Genomic DNA, 16,598 nt, shown 5'->3' with positions numbered 1-16,598 from the left:
CGACTGCGGGGCTCGCAAGCTCACTCCTCGCTCGCGCAGTACGCTTGTCTGTCGTGACCGCTGCCGATTACGCCGAACAGCTCAAGGAACTCGACGCCACCCTGCGCAACATCGAGTCGGTGCTCGACATCGACCGGCTCCGCGCGGACAAGGCCCGCCTGGAGCAGGAGGCGTCCGCCCCCGACCTCTGGGACGACCAGGCCAAGGCCCAGCAGGTCACCTCGCAGCTGTCGTACGTCAACGGCGAGATCGGCAAGCTCTCCAGCCTGCGCTCCCGGCTCGACGACGCCGGTGTGCTGCTGGAGCTGGCCGAGGCGGAGTCCGACCCGGGCGTGCTGACCGAGGTCGAGTCGGAGATCACCGGGCTGACCAAGGCCATCCAGGAGATGGAGGTCCGCACCCTGCTCTCCGGCGAGTACGACTCCCGGGAGGCGCTGGTCGCCATCCGGGCCGGCGCCGGTGGCGTGGACGCGGCGGACTTCGCCGAGATGCTGCTGCGGATGTACCTGCGCTGGGCCGAGCGGCACGGCTACCCGACCGAGGTCTACGAGACCTCGTACGCCGAGGAGGCGGGCCTGAAGTCGGCCACCTTCACGGTCAAGGTCCCCTACGCCTACGGCACGCTCAGCGTCGAGTCGGGCACCCACCGGCTGGTCCGGATCAGCCCGTTCGACAACCAGGGCCGCCGGCAGACCAGCTTCGCCGGCGTCGAGGTGCTGCCGGTGGTGGAGCAGACCGACCACATCGACATCCCCGAGAACGAGATGCGGATCGACGTCTATCGCTCCTCCGGCCCGGGCGGGCAGAGCGTGAACACCACCGACTCGGCCGTCCGGATCACCCACATCCCGACCGGCATCGTGGTCACCTGCCAGAACGAGAAGTCCCAGCTGCAGAACAAGGCATCCGCGCTGCGGGTGCTGCAGGCCCGGCTGCTGGAGCGCAAGCGCCAGGAGGAGCAGGCCAAGCTCCAGGGCCTGAAGACGGACGCGGCCGGCTCGTGGGGCGACCAGATGCGCTCGTACGTGCTGCACCCTTATCAGATGGTGAAGGATCTCCGAACCGAGCAGGAGACCGGCAATCCGTCGTCGGTCTTCGACGGCGATCTGGACGACTTCATCGAGGCCGGTATCCGGTGGCGTAAGCAGCAGCAGCTCGCCGGCGACGGTGCGTGATCGGCCGCGGGCGGAGCGCTTCGTCGATCTTCCCGATACGCCCTAGATTGATGACTCGCCTCGCAACCGTGGGGCGTGGGGCTTGGCTCTTCGGTTACACCGCGTAGACTCACCACCCGTGATTCAGCTTGAGCAAGTGACGAAGACGTACCCGAAGGCGTCCCGGCCTTCGCTCGACAACGTGTCCGTCTCGATCGAGAAGGGCGAGTTCGTCTTCTTCATCGGTCCATCCGGCTCCGGCAAGTCCACCATCATCAAGATGCTGCTGCACGAGGTCACGCCCAACAAGGGTCGGGTCATCGTGAACAGCAAGGACGTCACCTCGATGCGGTCCTGGAAGCGACCCCACTTCCGCCGCTCGATCGGCTGCGTCTTCCAGGACTTCCGGCTGCTGCCGAACCGCACCGCCTACGAGAACGTGGCGTTCGCTCTCGAGGTGATCGGCAAGACCAAGGCGGTCGCCCGCCGGGTCGTGCCGGAGGTGCTGGAGCTGGTCGGGCTCGGTGGCAAGGAGCACCGCTACCCGCACGAGCTCTCCGGTGGTGAGCAGCAGCGGGTGGCCGTCGCCCGGGCGTTCGTTAACCGCCCGCTGATCCTGCTCGCCGACGAGCCGACCGGAAACCTGGACCCGGACACCTCGATCGAGATCATGCGCCTGCTGGACCGGATCAACCGCACCGGCACGACCGTCGTGATGGTCACGCACGACTCCAACATCGTGAACCAGATGCGCCGCCGGGTGATCGAGATCGAGAGCGGCCGCATCGTGCGCGACCAGGCCCGCGGCGTCTACGGGTGAGCCGACCGACCACCCTCAGCCGTACGACCTGACGACGAACACCTCACGCCGGAGAGCCGGAGGAATTCCCGATGCGGATGAAGTACGTCCTGTCCGAGGTACTGGTCGGACTGTGGCGCAACGTCACCATGACGATCGCCATGATCATCACCATGGCGGTGTCGCTGTTCATGCTCGGCGCCAGCGGCCTGCTGTACCAGAAGGTCGGCGACATGAAGGACCTCTACTACGAGAACGTCGAGGTCTCGATCTTCCTGGACCAGGAGGTGAGCCCGGAGCAGCGGGACGCGCTGGACGCCAAGCTGAAGAGCGATCCCCTGGTCAAGGAGGCGCTCTACGTCAACAAGGACGAGGCGTACAAGCGCTTCCAGGAGATGTTCCAGGACGCTCCCGACCTGCTCAGCGCGGTCAAGGCGGACAGCCTTCCGGAGTCGTTCCGACTCAAGTTGAACAACCCCGAGCAGTACAAGAACATCTACGACCAGTACAAGGACGCCGAGGGGGTCGATGAGATCGTCGACCAGAGCCGGCTGCTGGACAAGGTCTTCGGCGTACTCACCGGGATCCAGAACTTCGCGCTGGCGATCGCTGTCGTGATGGCCGTCGCCGCGCTGCTCCTGGTCGCCAACACCATCCAGGTGGCCGCCTACAGCAAGCGGCGTGAGGTCGCGGTCATGAAGCTGGTCGGCGCCTCCAACTGGTTCATCCAGGCGCCGTTCGTGCTGGAGGCCGTGGTCGCCGGCCTGATCGGTTCGATCTTCGGCCTGGTCGCGCTGGCCGGATTGAAGGTCGCCGCCGGCGGCGGCTCGCTGGCCGCCCTGGAGGGCCTGATCACGCCGATCTCCTGGTCCGACATCGCCCTGACCTTCCCGCTGATGGCCGCCGTCGGTGGCCTCGTCAGTGCGGTCACCGCCTGGGTCACGCTCCGCTTCTACCTGCGGGTCTAGCTACCGTACGGCTCTCCGTGGGCCCTTCCGCGCCGGAATAAACGGCGCGGGAGGGCCCTTGTGGTTCGGGTAGCATGATCTCCGCCCCGCGGCCGGCCGGACCGGTCACGGGTCACCTGGAAAGGGGGTGGCGCCGATGCCACGGGAAAAGGGACGCAAGGTCGTCGCCTCCAACAAGAAGGCCCGGCACGACTACTCGATCCTCGACACGTACGAGGCGGGGATGGCGCTGACCGGCACCGAGGTCAAGTCGCTGCGGGCCGGGCGGGCGTCGCTGGTCGACGCGTTCGCCCAGGAGCGCAACGGCGAGCTCTACCTGCACGGGATGCACATCCCGGAGTACACCCAGGGCACCTGGACCAACCACGAGCCCCGGCGTACCCGCAAGCTGCTGCTCAACCGGCTGGAGATCGACCGCCTGATCGGCAAGACCCGCGAGGGTGGCCTGACCATGGTGCCGTTGCAGGTCTACTTCTCCGACGGCTGGGCGAAGGTGGAGATCGCCCTGGCCAAGGGCAAGAAGTCGTACGACAAGCGGCAGGACCTCGCCAAGCGGGACGCGGACCGGGAGATCGCCCGGGTCGTGGGTCGGCGCGGCAAGGGCATGGGTGACTGATATCCACCCGTTTGTCCGGGTCGGCGTGCCGGCCCGGGCTCGGGATGAATCCGGTTGCGGCAGGCGTTAGTCTTGATGGTGCCGCCGACAGGGGCGGCCCTTCGAGGGGGTGACTGGTTTCGACTTCGTACGTTGCAGCAGGGGAAGCGAGCCGAGGAAGCCGACGTCGTCTCGTGAATCGTTCGTCGGAAAACAATAAGCGCCAAGCAGAATCGCGCTGACTTCGCTCTCGCCGCCTGAGGCGGGTAGCAAGTCTGTCGGCCTGGGAGTGCCTTCGACCCAGTTAGCCGGCATCAGCTAGGAGGCTGGCCAATCGGACCCGGTCGCGGGGTCCGTGCGGCGAGATCAATCAGCGACTGGGCCCGTCACACCGACTCGCTCGCGTGATCGGAGGGGCCGAGTAGAGGCACAGCGAGCTGCGCTCGGAGAAGCCCTGACAAGGCGGCGAAGGACCCGGGTTCGATTCCCGGCACCTCCACCACCTGACCTGTGCGCCCCGGTCCACCCGGACCGGGGCGCACAGTCGTCTGCGGACCCGTTCCCGGGTGTTTCCGGTGGGGCCGGTGTGACCTGCGGGAACAGCGGGGCCGGCGGGACGGATGAGGTGACCCCGCACCCTGGACACCGGCCACTGTCGGGTCCACCATCGCTGTACGCGGTCAGACGCAGCGCGGGGAGGTGCCCCATGGTCACCGGTCCGATCCAGCAACCGTCAGCCGTCTTCGAGGCGGTCCGCCCGCACGCCGCCCACCGGGGTCCGCTGGCCGGCGACGTCCACGCCCTGGCCCGAGCACTGGCCGGCCCGCCCGGCGAGCCCCGGTTCCGGGAACTCGTCGCGCTGCGGCTGGTCCCGGTCCGGCAGAGCTTCGCCGAGCACGTCCAGGTCACCGAGGGCCCGAGCGGCCTTTACGCGGAACTGCTCGCGCACGCTCCGCGGCTCTACCGGGGCGTACGCCTGCTGACCCGCGAGCACGACCTCATCTCGGCGGCCCTCGCGGACCTCCAGGAGGCCGCCGAGCTGCCCGGGGTGCCGGTCGACGTCCTGCTGGACCGGGCCGGGCGGCTGCTGCGGGCGCTGGCCCGACACCGCCGCCGCGGCGCCGACCTGCTCTGGCAGGCGTACCAGACGGACCTCGGCGGAGAGACCTGACCGGCCGTCGGCAACCGGGCGGGCTGGCGGGAACCGGGCTGGTCGGTGCGCGCCGGGAACCGGGCCGGCCGGGCCCGCGTCGAACCGGTATGCGTCGATCAGTCGCCCTGCTGGGGCTGCCCCTGATGGTGATGGTCGCCGGCTGCGCGCCGGCCGGCTCCGGCGGACCGACCACACCGGACCACCGGCAGGAGGCCTTCGCCCAGCGGGCCACCGAGGTCGCGGAGGCGTGGCGGCCGGGCCCGCAGTGGCGCGGCGGATACCTGCCGATGCAGGAGCCGACCGTGCTGCTCGGCGATCCCGGCTTCACCCCGGACACCGAGGCGGCCTTCCGGGCCGGCTGGTACCGCCAGCAGATCGACCTGCCGAGCACCCGCCCGGCCGACGGCACCATCCGGTTCCCGGACGGCACGCTCACCGTCCCGCTGGTCGGCGCGGCGGAGGCGTACCGGCAGCTCGACCAGGGGGACCCGCCACCGTGTCCCGGGCGGCCGACCGGGCCCGACCGGCCGAAGTCCGGGCCGACCGTCGAGCCGGGTCCGGACGGCCCGGTCAGCAGCAGCCCGCAGACCGCCTGCCTCCCGCTGACCGTCACCGAGGTGAAGCTCGGCACCGCGCCGGTGCGGACCAGCCGGGGCGAGGCGCAGGTGCCGGCATGGGTGTTCACCGTGGCGGAACTGACCGCGCCGGTGGCCCGGGTCGCCGTCACCCCGGGCGCGACCGCCGCCGCGCCGGAGCCGACCGCGCCGGCCCGGCCCGCGCCGGAGGGGATCGTCGGCGCCCAGGACCTCGAGAAGGTCGATGGCAGCACGGTGACCTACCGGCTCGGCGTGGGCGCCTGCGACACCGGCATCACGCCACTCGTGCAGGAACGCGACGACGTGGTGGTGGTCGGTGGCAGCGTGGTCCCCGCCGAGGGCGTCTGCACCGCGATGCTCAAGCTCGAACCGGTCACCGTGACGCTGGCCGCGCCGCTGGGCGCCCGCCCGGTGCTCGACGTGCTCACCGGCGCCCCGCTGCGGCTCACCGCGAACTGACCGCCCGGTCAGAGGATCGCCGGCACGTCGGTGCTGATCGGCACCGGCAGCACGGTCGGCCCGTCCGCCCGCAATCCGGCGGCGAGCGCGTCCCCGAGTTGGTCGGGCGTCCCGACCACCTGTGCGGCGCAGCCGTAGCCGCGGGCCAGCGCGGTCACGTCCACCCCGGGCAGGTCCAGCCCGGGTACCCCGGGGGTGTGCTTGAACTCGGCGAATGCCTTCAGGATGGCGTACTGCTGGTTGACCGGGACGACGACCACCAGCGGCAGCCGCAGCCGCGCGGCGGTCCAGAGCGCCTGCACCGAGTAGTGGAACGAGCCGTCGCCGATCACCGCCACCACCGGCCGGTGCCGTCCGGTGTCCCGTTCGGCGAGTGCGACCCCGACCGCCGCCGGCAGGCCGTAGCCGAGGCCGCCGCTGGCCATGGTGAAGTACGACGCCGGCCGGGTGATCCGCAGTTGGCGGCGCAGCGCCGGCAGGTTGGACGGGGTCTCCTGGACCAGCACCCCGTCCGGCGGCCAGTGCCGGGCGAGCGCGGCGAAGAGCGAGTCGGCGCTCGGTGGCTGCTCCTCGGGCGGCGGCGCCGGTTCGGGGCGCGGCGGCGGAGGCGGCCGGTCGGTGGCGGGCAGCAGGTCGAGCAGGGCGGCCAGGGTCAGCCCGGCGTCGCCGAGTGCGCTGTCGCCGACCGGGGCGCGGGCCGCCTCGTCCGGGTCGTCGGTGACGTGCAGCAACCGGGTGCCGTCGGGCAGGTGGTCGCCCGGCACGTGCGGGTAGTAGCGGAACACCGGGGCGCCGATGACGAGCACGGTGTCCCGCCCACGCAGCTTCTCGGCCAGCGGCCCGATCGCGAACGGGAGCACCCCCTGGTAGTGCGGGTGGTCCTCGGGGAAGCTGGCCCGCTCCGGCGCGGGCGCGGACCAGACCGGCGCGGCCAACCGTTCGGCCAGGGCCACGGCGGCGGGCCAGCCGCCGGCCCGGTCCACGGCCGCGCCGAGCACCAGGGCGGGCGCCCGGCTGGCGGCGAGCACGGCGGCGAACTCGCGCAGCCGCTGCGGATCCGGGGCGTACCGGGTGGCCACGGTGCGCAGCGGCGGTGGCGGGTCGGCCGGCTGCGACCAGTCGTCGAGGGGGAGCGAGAGGTAGACCGGCCCGGCGGGCGGCTGCACCGCGGTCGCGTACGCCCGCATCAGCGCCGCCGGGATGTCCTGCGCGCGGACCGGCTCGTGGCTCCACTTCACGTACGGCTGGGGCAGTTCGGCCGCGCGGCGGCTGGCCAGCCGCGGCTCGATGAGCAGCATCTCCCGGTTCTGCTGGCCGGCGGTGACGATCAGCGGGGTGCGGTTGTGCCAGGCGGTGACCAGGTTGCCCATGCCGTTGCCGGTGCCCGGTGCGGTGTGCAGGTTGACGTGCGCCGGCCGGCCGGTGGCCTGGGCATACCCGTCGGCCATCCCGACCGCGGACGCCTCGTGCAGGGCGAGCACGTAGTGGAAGTCGTCCGGGAAGCCGGTCAGGAACGGCTCCTCGGTGGAGCCGGGATTGCCGAAGACGGTGGTCAGGCCGAGGGCGCGCAGCAGGTCGTACGTGGTGTCGCGGACCGTTGCCATCGCCACCCAATCTATCGGCGCAGACCGGGCGTGTCGGGCGATTCGCTCGCCCGCCGGATCAGGGCAACGTGAAGGGCAACCTGATCCCGTCCAGCGCCCGCCCGCAGTCGCAGTCCCGCTCGGCGGGCAACTCGGCGATGGCCGTCAGCAGCAGTCCGCGCAACCGCTCGGTGTTCTCGCCGAAGACCCGGAACACCTCCTCCTGGGTCACCGCGCCGCCGCCCTCGACGCCCGCGTCCAGGTCGGTGACCAGGGCGATCGACGAGTAGCACAGGGCCAGCTCGCGGGCGAGCACCGCCTCCGGGTGGCCGGTCATGTTGACCACCGTGCCGCCGATCGCGGCAAACCAGCGGGATTCGGCACGGGTGGAGAAGCGCGGACCCTCCACCACCACGACCGTCCCGCCGTCCACCGCCGGGACGTCCCGGCCGGCCGCCGCGGCGAGCAGCGTACGCCGGCCGTTCGGGCAGTACGGGTCGGCGAAGGAGACGTGCACGGCCCCCCGGTCGTAGTACGTCTGCGCTCGGCCGCTGGTCCGGTCGATCAGCTGGTCCGGCACCACGAAGGTGCCCGGCCCGAGGTCCGGGCGGAGCCCGCCGACCGCGCACGGGGCGAGCACCTGCCGTACCCCCAGCGACCGCAGCGCCCAGAGGTTCGCCCGGTACGGGATCAGGTGCGGCGGGTGCCGGTGGTCCCGGCCGTGCCGGGGCAGGAAGGCCACCCGGCGGCCGGCCACCTCGGCGATGGTGACGGCGTCCGACGGTGGCCCGTACGGCGTCTCCACCTCGTGCTCGGTGGCACCGTCGAGCAGGGCGTAGAGACCTGATCCGCCGATCACCGCCAGTTCCGCCGTCGGGCCCATCGGTCCTCCCCAATTCCCGTCGATCACGCGCCGGTCAGACCTTAACCAGCGCCCCGGCCGCAGGCTATGGTGCCAGGCATGGCGTTGACAGCGCGGAGGGTCCCGGGGCGCCCCGCCCTCCCGGCAGGCGACGGGCACCGCGTCCGGCCGCACGGCTGACGGGTGTACGGCATGCAGGGAGAGGGACAGGCGATCGGCGGGCGGGCGATGGAGTCGATGACCGGGCGGCTGCTGGTCGCGACTCCGGCGCTCAAGGACCCGAACTTCGACCGTACGGTGGTGCTGCTGGTCGCCCACGAGCCGGGCGGGGCGCTCGGCGTGGTGCTGAACCGGGCCACCGAGGTGCCGGTCGCGGACGTGCTCGGCGACTGGAGCGACCTGGCGCGTCACCCGGCGGTGCTCTTCGAGGGGGGCCCGGTGCAGCCCGACTCGGCGATCTGCCTGGCCCGGATGCGCAACCCGGTACGCCGGCTGAAGGGCTTCCACCAGGTCTCCGGCGCGGTCGGCACGCTGGACCTGTCGGTCGACCCGGAGCGGCTGCGGGAGAGTGTCACCGGCATCCGGGTCTTCGCCGGCTACTCCGGTTGGGGCTCCGGCCAGCTGGAGCAGGAGGTCGAGGAGGGCTCCTGGTTCGTGCTGGACGCGCTGCCCGGCGACGCCTTCGTCGACCGCCCCGACGACCTCTGGCCGATGGTGCTGCGCCGGCAGGGCGGCATGATGGCGGCGGTGGCCCACTTTCCGCCGGACGTGGCGCTCAACTGAGCCGGCCCGGCCGCCCGGTGGCCGGTCGGGGCGGGGAGGGACCCCGCGAGATGACCATGCCGACGGGCGTGTGTATAGTTCTCCCAGTGCCCGGGCGACCGGGACGCAGCAAGGGGCCGTGGCGCAGCTGGTAGCGCACCACACTGGCAGTGTGGGGGTCAGGGGTTCGAGTCCCCTCGGCTCCACCCTTCACGACCAGGGCGTTCGTCGCAATGACGGACGCCCTTCGTCATTTCGGACACCGGCGGCAGCCAGGCAGGCAGCCTGGTCATGTCGGGTCGGTCGAGCAGCAGGAGCAGCCCTGCCGGCAGCCGCACGCGTCACCCTCGCCGGCGCCGTGCCCGCCGCCCGTGCTGTCGACAAGGGGGGCGGTCAGCGGGACGGCGCAGCAGCTGTCACCGCGCCACGCCTCGCGGCCTTCCTTGACCGCCACGGCGGCGATGACCAGCGCGGCGACCGGGTCCGCCCAGGACCAGCCGAACAGACTGTTCAAGGCCAGGCCGACCAGCAGGACGGCGGACAGGTACGTGCACAGCAGCGTCTGCTTGGAGTCCGCGACCGCCGAGCGCGAGCCGAGTTCCCGGCCGGCGCTGCGCTGCGCGTACGACAGCACCGGCATGATCGCCAGGGAGAGCGCGGCCAGCACCAGACCGACGCTGGAATGCTCGGCCTCGGCGCCGCCGACCAGCGCCCGCACCGACTCCACCGTCACGTAGGCGGCGAGTGCGAAGAACGAGACCGCGATGATCCGCAGCGTCACCCTCTCCCGAGCCTCCGGGTCGCGGCCGGCGAACTGCCACGCCACCGCCGCCGCCGAGGACACCTCGATCACCGAGTCCAGCCCGAAGCCGATCAGCGCCGTCGACGACGCGATCCGGCCGGCGGTGATCGCCACCACCGCCTCGATGACGTTGTAGGTGATCGTGGCGGCGACCAGCAGCCGCACCCGGCGGGCCAGCACCCGACGACGCGCCGGCGACGGCCCCGCCGGTGTCCGGTTGATCAGGGGCAGGTTCATCAGCAGCAGCCCTTGTCGGCGGAATCCGGGCACGCTGCCGGGTCGACCGCCAGCACGACGCCGAGCAGGTCGACCAGGGCGTGTGCCAGCCGGGCGTCGGCCAACTCGTAGCGGGTGCGCCGGCCCTGTGGCGCCGCGACGACCAAGCCGCAGCCGCGCAAACAGGACAGATGGTTCGACAGGTTCTGCCGGGTCGTGCCCAGCAGTTCGGCCAGTTCGGCCGGGTAGCCCGGCCCGTCGCGCAGGGCCAGCAGCAGCCGCGCCCGCGTCGGGTCGGACAGGGCGTGACCGAAGCGGGCCAGCACCTGCCCGTGCGTCAACGTCTCCACGCCCACCGATAGTACAGCCGATGATGTACTAAGGAGGCGGCGCCCGGCTGGGCGTCCCGAAGCCAGGCAGCTAGGAGGCGCGCGGGGCGTACATGATGACGGCGACGCCGACGAGGCAGATGGCCGCGCCGACGATGTCGTAGCGGTCGGGGCGGAACTTGTCGACGACCATGCCCCAGGCGAGGGAGCCGGCGACGAAGACGCCGCCGTAGGCGGCCAGGATGCGGCCGAAGTTCGGGTCGGGTTGGAAGGTGGCGACGAAGCCGTACACCCCGAGCGCGATGACTCCGGCCGCGATCCACAGCAGGCCGCGGTTCTCCCGCCAGCCCTGCCACACCAGCCAGGCCCCGCCGATCTCGGCGAGCGCGGCGAGCAGGAACAGCAGGATCGAGCGGGCAACCGTCATGTGTCCGACCGTAGCGTCAGCACCTGGCGATTCCTCTGGTCAGCCGGGCCGCAGGAGCAGCTGCCGCCGGCGCAGCCGGTGATGTGGCGGCGCCGGCTCGCCCACCACCAGGACAGGCCGGCGAGCACGGCCAGGGCGACGGCGACGCCAGGCAGGTAACGGTTGACCGCGGCCCAGCCGGCACCCCCGAGGACCCCGGCGGCGAGCAGCGCCGGCAGCGCGCAGCAGGCGGCGCAGGCTACCCCGGCGAGGCCGGTCATCCCGGACGGGAGCAGGCGGCGCAGCCGGTCAACAGGTGTCGGCACAGTTGGTCCTCTCGGCGGGTCCGGCGAGTTCGGCGAACGGCAGGGGGCAGCAGGAGCTGCCGGCGCAGGCGACCAGGTCGTCGCAGCCGGCGGAGATGGCGGCGCGGAGGGTGTCGCGGATGACGGCGAGGTCGGCCAACTTCCGTTCCACCTCGGCGAGCTTCTCTCTGGCTCGCGCCTGGAGGCCGGTGTCGGATTGGTTGCGGTGCTGGTGTCGGCCGGCGTCGAGCAGGTCGGCGACCTCGTTGAGGGTGAAGCCGAGGCGTTGCGCGGTCTTGATCACCCGCAGCAGGGTGACCGTGTCGGACGGGTAGAGCCGATGCCCGCCGGGCGACCGCCGCGGGGAGGCGAGCAGCCCTCGGCGTTCGTAGTAGCGCAGGGTCTGCGGGTTGACCCCGGCCGCCTCGGCGAGCTGGCCGCTGCGTAGCCCTGGGCCGCTCATCGTGAGCCGGCGGCCGCGGCGGCACGATCGGCGAGGGCGTCGAGCACGTCGACGTGGGCCGCCGGCACCCGGACGTCCAACGTGAGCGCATCCGGGCCGGACCGGGAGATGTCGAAGGCGAAGAACGAGCAGCAGGACGACTCCCGGGCGGTCAGGTCCCGCGCCGTCCGCTCAACCCGCGCGCCTCCGGTGAGACGCAGCCGCAGATGCCGCGCCGACAGGCGGTCGGCCCCCTGGACCGCGTCGCGGAAGAACTGATCGAACTCGGCGAGCCGCAGTGGCCGTTGCGCCGTCGGCAGGGTGCAGGCGTCCGGCACCCAGGAGTCGTCGGTGGTGACGTGTCGGTGGCTCATCCTCCGACGGTAAGCCTGTACCCAGGTACCGGATGCAAGCCCGCGGCAGTGACAGTTGCCGGGCCGGCCGGTGGCCGATCAAGGGCTGGCACCGGGGCCAGCCCTCGATCGGTGGTCGGGGTTCCCGCCCGGCGCTCGTCTTTTCACGCGGTGGCAGCCGTGCTGCTCTCCGTCCGGGGCGCGGCGAGGCGCCGGCGGCGGGTCGGCAGCATCAGCATCGGGTTGGCGACGCCCCAGGCCGCCCCCTTGCAGATGACCTCCTTGTAGCGGGCCGCCAACTTCCCCTTGAGCAGCGAGGGCTTGGCCCGGTCGTCGGCGGTCACGAACTGGATGATGCCGTCGCGGCGGCCGAGGCTGATGCACTGGTTGAAGTAGCGCACCGGCACCCGGGGGATCTTCCGACCGGTCAGCCGGGCGGCGATGGCGTCGGCGGCCTGCCAGGCCATCGGCGTCCCCGAGGCGCAGGACATCCGCAGCGGCTTGCCGCCCGGCCCTTCGGCGAGTCCGGCGTCGCCGACGGCGTACACGTCGGGGTGGGAGACCGAGCGCATCGTGTCGTCCACGACGATCTGCCCGGTCTCGGCGACCGACAGGGTCGTGGCGGCGGCGATGGGGTGGACGGCGAAACCGGTCGTCCAGACGGTCACCTGGGCCGGGATCACTCGTGCGTCGGCGGTGACCGCGCCGGTCGCCTCGACCCGGGCGACGTCGGTGTGCTCGTGGACCGTGATGCCGAGCCGGTCGAAGACGCCGCGCAGGTGCCGCTGGGCCTTCCCGTCGAGCCAGTCGCCGAGCCCGCCCCGGGCGGTGATCGCCACGTCGAGGTCCGGCCGGGCCTCGGCGATCTCGGTGGCCGCCTCGAGGCCGGTGAGGCCGCCGCCGACGACCAGCACGGTGCCGCCGGCGGCGAGGCCGTTCAGTCGCTCGCGCAGCCGCAGCGCGGACTGCTTGCCGGCGATGTCGTACGCGTGCTCGGCGACGCCGGGGACACCGTGGTCGGCGGCCGCGCTGCCCAGGGCGTAGACGAGGGTGTCGTACGCGATCTCCTCGGCGCCGTCGGCGTCGACCAGCGCGACGGTCCTGCGGTCGACGTCGACGGCGGTGACCCGGGCCAGTCGTAGCCGCACGCCGGTGCCCGCGAAGATGTCGCTCAGCCGGCGGCGCTTGAGGTCCTGCCCGGTCGCGAGCTGGTGCATGCGGACCCGCTCGACGAAGTCGGAGTCGGCGTTGACGACGGTGATCTCGGTGTCGCCGGGGTGCAGCCGCCGGGCGAGGCGGCCGGCGGCGATGGCTCCGGTGTACCCGGCCCCGAGGACGACGATCCGGTGCTTCATGGTCCCACTCCTGTCTCGGCGTGTTCGCTTCCTGAACCGGACGGCGACGCGATTCCTGACAGGAGCCGGCTATGACCTGGGTCACCAGTGGCCGATGACGGGTTCCCCGTGATCGGACGCGGACCAGTGGCGGGTGAAGCGGGCGAGCTTGTCGGGGTTGACCTGGCTGCGGACGGCCGCGACGCCCTCGGCGGTCAGCTCCAGGGACATGACACCGACGACCCGGTCGGCGACCACGGCCACCACCGCGGGCGCGCCGTTGACGACGTCGGCGTACAGGGACGGGCTGCCGCCCACCACGTTCCGCTTGACGTCGGTGGGCTTGAGCAGCCCGCGCAGGAACCTCGCCACCGCCAGCGCACCGATGATCGGCTTGGTGCCGGCGGGGATCTTGCCGCCGCCGTCGCCGACGCTCACCGCGTCGTCGGTCAGCAACCTGACCAGCCGCTCGGTCTCGCCGCTGGTGGCCGCGGCGAGGAACTCCTCGACGACCCGACGCGCGGCGGCCCGGTCGACCTCCGCGCGGGTCCGGTCGGCGGCGGCGACGTGCTGCTTGGCGCGCCGGTAGATCTGCTGGCAGTTCGACTCGGTGATGTCGAGGATCTCGGCGATCTCGCCGTGCGGGTAGCCGAAGGCCTCGCGCAGCACGTACACCGCCCGCTCGTTCGGCGAGAGCCGCTCCAGGAGGGTGAGCACCGCCATCGAGACCGATTCGCGCTGCTCGACGGTGTCGACCGGGCCGAGCATCCGGTCCCCGGCGAGCACCGGCTCGGGCAGCCACATGCCGACATAGGCCTCCCGCCGGGCCCGCGCCGAGGTGAGCTGGTTGAGGCACAGGTTGGTGAGCACCTTCGTCAGCCACGCCTCGGGCGTCTCGACGCGCTCCCGGTCGGCGGCCTGCCAGCGCAGGAAGGTGTCCTGGACCGCGTCCTCGGCGTCGCTCGCCGAGCCGAGCAGGCGGTAGGCGATCGCCTCCAGGCGGGCCCTGGAATCCTCGAACAGGGCGACCTCGTGCTGGCTGAGCGGCATGGCTCCATTGTCACCATCCGCGGCCAGACCCGGATCGGGAGCCGCCGGGCGCCGGTGACGGCGCCCGGCCGGCGGATCAGCCCTGGCGGCTCTTCCACTGCGGGTTGGCGCGGTTCACCACGACCACCCGGCCACGGCGGCGGACCACCACCGAACCCGGCTTCTGCTTCAGCGCCCGCAGCGAGCTGCGTACCTTCATGTCTGCCTCTTCTCGGTCGTGCGGTTCCGGTGGTGGGAACGCCCCGGCCGGTGTCGCGATTCCCGGCCGGGCACCGGCCCGGCCCGCCGTCGAACCTTTGCCGGCCGGCGCGCGTACCAGTGCGCGGGAGGTCGAAGCCATGACCGTACGCCGCGCCGCCATCGCCGTGCTGGTCGCCGTCGCGACCGTGCCGGTCACCGCCGCACCCGCCACCGCGCACGGCGCACCGACCGATCCGCTCAGCCGCGCGGCGGCCTGCGCCCCCGAGAGCCGGTACGCGGCCACCGCGGCCTGCCGGGCGGCGGTCGAGGCGGGCGCCGCGGTGCGCGAGTGGGACAACGTCCGGGTGGCGGCGGTGAACGGGCGCGACCGGGAGCGGATCCCCGACGGGGAGTTGTGCAGCGGCGGGCTGTCGGCCTACCGGGGGCTGGACCTGGCGCGTACCGACTGGCCGGCCACCGAGCTGACCGCCGGCGCCCGGTTCACCTTCCGCTACCGCACCACCATCCCGCACCGGAGCACCTTCCGGCTCTACCTGACCCGGCCGGGCTACGCCGCCAACACCCCGCTGACCTGGGACGACCTGGAGAGGGCGCCGTTCCTGCGGGTGACCGATCCGCCGGTGCGCGACGGGGCGTACCAGCTGCGGGGGCGGCTGCCGGCGGACCGGACCGGCCGGCAGCTGATCTACACGATCTGGCAGAACTCCGACACCCCGGACACCTACTACTCCTGCTCGGACGTCGATCTCCGGCCGCCGGCCGGCACCGCCGGATTCGGCGGAGCCGCCGGGGACCGGGACGCCGCGAGCCCGGCCGCGCCGTCGCGTACCGCCGGGACGGGACCGGCCGGCGCGGGGCCGGCGGAACCGGCGGCGAGCGAGCCCGGCGTGGCGGTGGCCTCGGTGCGGGACGGGCCAACCGGCGGCCGGCCACTGCTGGCCGGCGCCGCCGTCGCGCTCGCCGTGCTGCTGCTCACCATGGCCGGGACGCGGTTGCGCCGCGACGGCCGGGCCCCGGTCGGCCGGCCCTGCGAGGTACGCAGCCACCGGGCGAACCGGCCCCGCACCTGGTGACGCTCAGCCCAGGTGCCGGTCGATCTCGGCCAGCTCCTCGGCGGTGAAGTCCAGGTTGCCCAGCGCGGCGACGTTCGCCTCCAACTGCGGCACGCTGCTCGCCCCGATGATCAGGCTGGTCATCCGCGGGTCGCGCAGCGCCCAGGCGAGCGCGAGCTGAGCCAGCGACTGGCCACGCCGCTCGGCGATCGCGCCGAGCGCCCGGATGGTCGCCATCCGCTGCTCGTCCAGGTCGCTCTCGTTGAGGAAGACGCTGGTGCGCACCCGCGAGTCCGCCGGGATCCCGCCGAGGTAGCGGTCGGTGAGCAGGCCCTGCGCCAGCGGGCTGTACGCGATGCAGCCGGCGCCCACCCGCTCCAGGGTGTCGAGCAGGCCGTCGGACTCGGTCCACCGGTTGAGCATCGAGTAGGCCGGCTGGTTGATCAGCAGGGGCGTGCCCAGGTCGCGCAGGATGGCCGCGGCGCGCTCGGTCTGCTCGGAGTTGTAGTTCGAGACGCCGACGTAGAGGGCCTTGCCGGAGCGGACGATGGCGTCGAGCGCGCCCATCGTCTCCTCCAGCGGGGTGTCCGGGTCGAAGCGGTGCGAGTAGAAGACGTCGACGTAGTCCAGCCCCATCCGGCGCAGCGACTGGTCGAGCGAGGAGATCAGGTACTTGCGGGAGCCCCACTCGCCGTACGGGCCGGGCCACATCAGATAGCCGGCCTTGCTGGAGATGACCAGCTCGTCCCGGTAGGGCGCCAGGTCGGTGGCGAGCAGCCGGCCGAAGTTCTCCTCGGCCGCACCGGGCGGCGGGCCGTAGTTGTTGGCCAGGTCGAAGTGGGTGATGCCGAGGTCGAAGGCGCGCCGGACGATGTCCCGCTGCCGCTCGAAGGGCCGGTCGGGCCCGAAGTTGTGCCACAGGCCGAGGGAGATGGCGGGCAGCCGCAGGCCACTGCGCCCGCTGCGCCGGTAGGTCATCGTGTCGTAGCGGTCGTCCGCGGCGAGGTAGGTCACGATCATGAGCCTAGTCGCCGGGTGGGACACCCCCGGCCGGCGCGGCGCGCAGCGCGCCACCTGGCCGGCGTGCGGCGCGGGCACCCGGCCGGCGCGCGGAGCGCGTCACCCGCGGAGCGCGTCACCCGGCCGGAAGCCGGGGAGTTGACCAGCACGGGTCGCG

20 protein-coding genes, 1 tRNA gene and 1 other RNA gene are annotated in these 16,598 nt (G+C 72.6%); 10 read left to right on the top strand and 12 right to left on the bottom strand.

All coding sequences use genetic code 11. From position 1 onward, the window contains the following. The first annotated feature begins 53 nt into the window (after positions 1–53). From prfB to GA0070609_RS23910, 7 genes are all read left to right on the top strand, one after another. Complete coding sequence (gene prfB, locus GA0070609_RS23940) at positions 54–1,175, top strand: peptide chain release factor 2 (protein ID WP_088995861.1); 1,122 nt, start codon at positions 54–56, stop codon at positions 1,173–1,175. 118 nt (positions 1,176–1,293) lie between these two features. Next, positions 1,294–1,974, top strand: a complete 681-nt coding sequence (gene ftsE / locus GA0070609_RS23935; RefSeq protein WP_007455859.1) for a cell division ATP-binding protein FtsE — start codon at positions 1,294–1,296, stop codon at positions 1,972–1,974. Positions 1,975–2,045: 71 nt separating this feature from the next. Then, positions 2,046–2,921 (top strand): permease-like cell division protein FtsX, encoded by an 876-nt coding sequence (gene ftsX, locus GA0070609_RS23930; protein WP_088995860.1) that lies wholly within the window; start codon positions 2,046–2,048, stop codon positions 2,919–2,921. 136 nt (positions 2,922–3,057) lie between these two features. Continuing rightward, a complete protein-coding gene (gene smpB, locus GA0070609_RS23925; protein WP_088997933.1) occupies positions 3,058–3,537 on the top strand; it encodes an SsrA-binding protein SmpB in 480 nt (159 codons plus the stop codon). 105 nt (positions 3,538–3,642) lie between these two features. Continuing rightward, positions 3,643–4,018: a transfer-messenger RNA gene (ssrA, locus tag GA0070609_RS23920) on the top strand. A 204-nt stretch (positions 4,019–4,222) separates the two neighbouring features. Beyond that, positions 4,223–4,687 (top strand): hypothetical protein, encoded by a 465-nt coding sequence (locus GA0070609_RS23915; RefSeq protein ID WP_088995859.1) that lies wholly within the window; start codon positions 4,223–4,225, stop codon positions 4,685–4,687. Between the two features lie 89 nt (positions 4,688–4,776). Further along, the gene (locus GA0070609_RS23910) at positions 4,777–5,724 is read left to right on the top strand and encodes a hypothetical protein (protein ID WP_088995858.1); all 948 of its coding nucleotides are present in this window, start codon (positions 4,777–4,779) and stop codon (positions 5,722–5,724) included. Between the two features lie 8 nt (positions 5,725–5,732). Here the strand turns inward: GA0070609_RS23910 and mdlC are convergent, their stop codons facing one another. Further along, positions 5,733–7,328: a benzoylformate decarboxylase gene (gene mdlC / locus GA0070609_RS23905; protein WP_088995857.1), complete on the bottom strand. Its 1,596-nt coding sequence runs from the start codon at positions 7,326–7,328 to the stop codon at positions 5,733–5,735. A 58-nt stretch (positions 7,329–7,386) separates the two neighbouring features. Continuing rightward, the gene (locus tag GA0070609_RS23900) at positions 7,387–8,190 is read right to left on the bottom strand and encodes an S-methyl-5'-thioadenosine phosphorylase (protein WP_088995856.1); all 804 of its coding nucleotides are present in this window, start codon (positions 8,188–8,190) and stop codon (positions 7,387–7,389) included. 171 nt (positions 8,191–8,361) lie between these two features. Between GA0070609_RS23900 and GA0070609_RS23895 the strand changes: the two genes are divergently transcribed. Together GA0070609_RS23895 and GA0070609_RS23890 are read left to right on the top strand one after the other, a co-directional pair. Next, the gene (locus GA0070609_RS23895) at positions 8,362–8,952 is read left to right on the top strand and encodes a YqgE/AlgH family protein (protein WP_088997932.1); all 591 of its coding nucleotides are present in this window, start codon (positions 8,362–8,364) and stop codon (positions 8,950–8,952) included. Between the two features lie 112 nt (positions 8,953–9,064). Continuing rightward, a tRNA-Ala gene (locus GA0070609_RS23890) sits at positions 9,065–9,137 on the top strand. Positions 9,138–9,220: 83 nt separating this feature from the next. Here GA0070609_RS23890 and GA0070609_RS23885 read toward each other — a convergent pair. The 9 genes from GA0070609_RS23885 to GA0070609_RS23845 form a co-directional block, all read right to left on the bottom strand. Beyond that, the gene (locus tag GA0070609_RS23885) at positions 9,221–9,970 is read right to left on the bottom strand and encodes a cation transporter (protein ID WP_088995855.1); all 750 of its coding nucleotides are present in this window, start codon (positions 9,968–9,970) and stop codon (positions 9,221–9,223) included. Beyond that, on the bottom strand, positions 9,970–10,305 hold the full coding sequence (locus GA0070609_RS23880) for an ArsR/SmtB family transcription factor (RefSeq protein ID WP_088995854.1): 336 nt from the start codon (positions 10,303–10,305) through the stop codon (positions 9,970–9,972). Before GA0070609_RS23880 ends, GA0070609_RS23885 begins: the two co-directional genes overlap by 1 nt. A gap of 64 nt (positions 10,306–10,369) precedes the next feature. Beyond that, on the bottom strand, positions 10,370–10,705 hold the full coding sequence (locus GA0070609_RS23875; protein ID WP_088995853.1) for a YnfA family protein: 336 nt from the start codon (positions 10,703–10,705) through the stop codon (positions 10,370–10,372). Continuing rightward, positions 10,702–11,010, bottom strand: a complete 309-nt coding sequence (locus GA0070609_RS23870; RefSeq protein WP_157748286.1) for a hypothetical protein — start codon at positions 11,008–11,010, stop codon at positions 10,702–10,704. The genes GA0070609_RS23875 and GA0070609_RS23870 overlap by 4 nt, the downstream gene beginning before the upstream one ends. Continuing rightward, entirely contained in the window at positions 10,994–11,452 is a 459-nt protein-coding gene (locus tag GA0070609_RS23865; RefSeq protein WP_088995851.1) for a MerR family transcriptional regulator, read from the bottom strand. The genes GA0070609_RS23870 and GA0070609_RS23865 overlap by 17 nt, the downstream gene beginning before the upstream one ends. Next, complete coding sequence (locus tag GA0070609_RS23860) at positions 11,449–11,805, bottom strand: hypothetical protein (RefSeq protein ID WP_088995850.1); 357 nt, start codon at positions 11,803–11,805, stop codon at positions 11,449–11,451. The genes GA0070609_RS23865 and GA0070609_RS23860 overlap by 4 nt, the downstream gene beginning before the upstream one ends. Positions 11,806–11,948: 143 nt before the next feature. Then, positions 11,949–13,139 carry an NAD(P)/FAD-dependent oxidoreductase gene (locus GA0070609_RS23855; protein ID WP_088995849.1) on the bottom strand — a complete coding sequence of 397 codons (1,191 nt, stop codon included), beginning with the start codon at positions 13,137–13,139 and terminating at the stop codon, positions 11,949–11,951. Between the two features lie 81 nt (positions 13,140–13,220). Continuing rightward, on the bottom strand, positions 13,221–14,168 hold the full coding sequence (locus tag GA0070609_RS23850; RefSeq protein WP_088995848.1) for an RNA polymerase sigma-70 factor: 948 nt from the start codon (positions 14,166–14,168) through the stop codon (positions 13,221–13,223). A 76-nt stretch (positions 14,169–14,244) separates the two neighbouring features. Further along, entirely contained in the window at positions 14,245–14,367 is a 123-nt protein-coding gene (locus tag GA0070609_RS23845) for a 50S ribosomal protein L36 (protein ID WP_030490864.1), read from the bottom strand. 139 nt (positions 14,368–14,506) lie between these two features. On the opposite strand from GA0070609_RS23845, the gene GA0070609_RS23840 reads away from it, so the two are divergent. Then, positions 14,507–15,442, top strand: coding sequence for a lytic polysaccharide monooxygenase auxiliary activity family 9 protein (locus GA0070609_RS23840; protein WP_088995847.1), 936 nt, complete (start codon positions 14,507–14,509; stop codon positions 15,440–15,442). A 3-nt stretch (positions 15,443–15,445) separates the two neighbouring features. Here the strand turns inward: GA0070609_RS23840 and mgrA are convergent, their stop codons facing one another. Then, on the bottom strand, positions 15,446–16,441 hold the full coding sequence (gene mgrA / locus GA0070609_RS23835; RefSeq protein WP_088995846.1) for an L-glyceraldehyde 3-phosphate reductase: 996 nt from the start codon (positions 16,439–16,441) through the stop codon (positions 15,446–15,448). Positions 16,442–16,598 lie beyond the last annotated feature (157 nt).

It is taken from the genome of Micromonospora echinaurantiaca (genome assembly GCF_900090235.1).
Classification (GTDB): Bacteria; Actinomycetota; Actinomycetes; order Mycobacteriales; family Micromonosporaceae; genus Micromonospora; species Micromonospora echinaurantiaca.
The sequence above is the reverse complement of the archived record's forward strand: the minus strand, read 5'-3'. Positions and strand labels throughout refer to the sequence as shown.

Coding starts and splice junctions, on each gene's coding strand:
- smpB (WP_088997933.1), top strand. CDS start 3,058: ATGCCACGGGAAAAGGGACGCAAGGTCGTCGCCTCCAACAAGAAGGCC.
- GA0070609_RS23875 (WP_088995853.1), bottom strand. CDS start 10,705: ATGACGGTTGCCCGCTCGATCCTGCTGTTCCTGCTCGCCGCGCTCGCC.
- mdlC (WP_088995857.1), bottom strand. CDS start 7,328: ATGGCAACGGTCCGCGACACCACGTACGACCTGCTGCGCGCCCTCGGC.
- ftsX (WP_088995860.1), top strand. CDS start 2,046: ATGCGGATGAAGTACGTCCTGTCCGAGGTACTGGTCGGACTGTGGCGC.
- GA0070609_RS23860 (WP_088995850.1), bottom strand. CDS start 11,805: ATGAGCCACCGACACGTCACCACCGACGACTCCTGGGTGCCGGACGCC.
- GA0070609_RS23845 (WP_030490864.1), bottom strand. CDS start 14,367: ATGAAGGTACGCAGCTCGCTGCGGGCGCTGAAGCAGAAGCCGGGTTCG.
- GA0070609_RS23855 (WP_088995849.1), bottom strand. CDS start 13,139: ATGAAGCACCGGATCGTCGTCCTCGGGGCCGGGTACACCGGAGCCATC.
- mgrA (WP_088995846.1), bottom strand. CDS start 16,441: ATGATCGTGACCTACCTCGCCGCGGACGACCGCTACGACACGATGACC.
- GA0070609_RS23885 (WP_088995855.1), bottom strand. CDS start 9,970: ATGAACCTGCCCCTGATCAACCGGACACCGGCGGGGCCGTCGCCGGCG.
- GA0070609_RS23900 (WP_088995856.1), bottom strand. CDS start 8,190: ATGGGCCCGACGGCGGAACTGGCGGTGATCGGCGGATCAGGTCTCTAC.
- GA0070609_RS23895 (WP_088997932.1), top strand. CDS start 8,362: ATGCAGGGAGAGGGACAGGCGATCGGCGGGCGGGCGATGGAGTCGATG.
- GA0070609_RS23865 (WP_088995851.1), bottom strand. CDS start 11,452: ATGAGCGGCCCAGGGCTACGCAGCGGCCAGCTCGCCGAGGCGGCCGGG.
- GA0070609_RS23850 (WP_088995848.1), bottom strand. CDS start 14,168: ATGCCGCTCAGCCAGCACGAGGTCGCCCTGTTCGAGGATTCCAGGGCC.
- GA0070609_RS23840 (WP_088995847.1), top strand. CDS start 14,507: ATGACCGTACGCCGCGCCGCCATCGCCGTGCTGGTCGCCGTCGCGACC.
- GA0070609_RS23915 (WP_088995859.1), top strand. CDS start 4,223: ATGGTCACCGGTCCGATCCAGCAACCGTCAGCCGTCTTCGAGGCGGTC.
- GA0070609_RS23910 (WP_088995858.1), top strand. CDS start 4,777: ATGCGTCGATCAGTCGCCCTGCTGGGGCTGCCCCTGATGGTGATGGTC.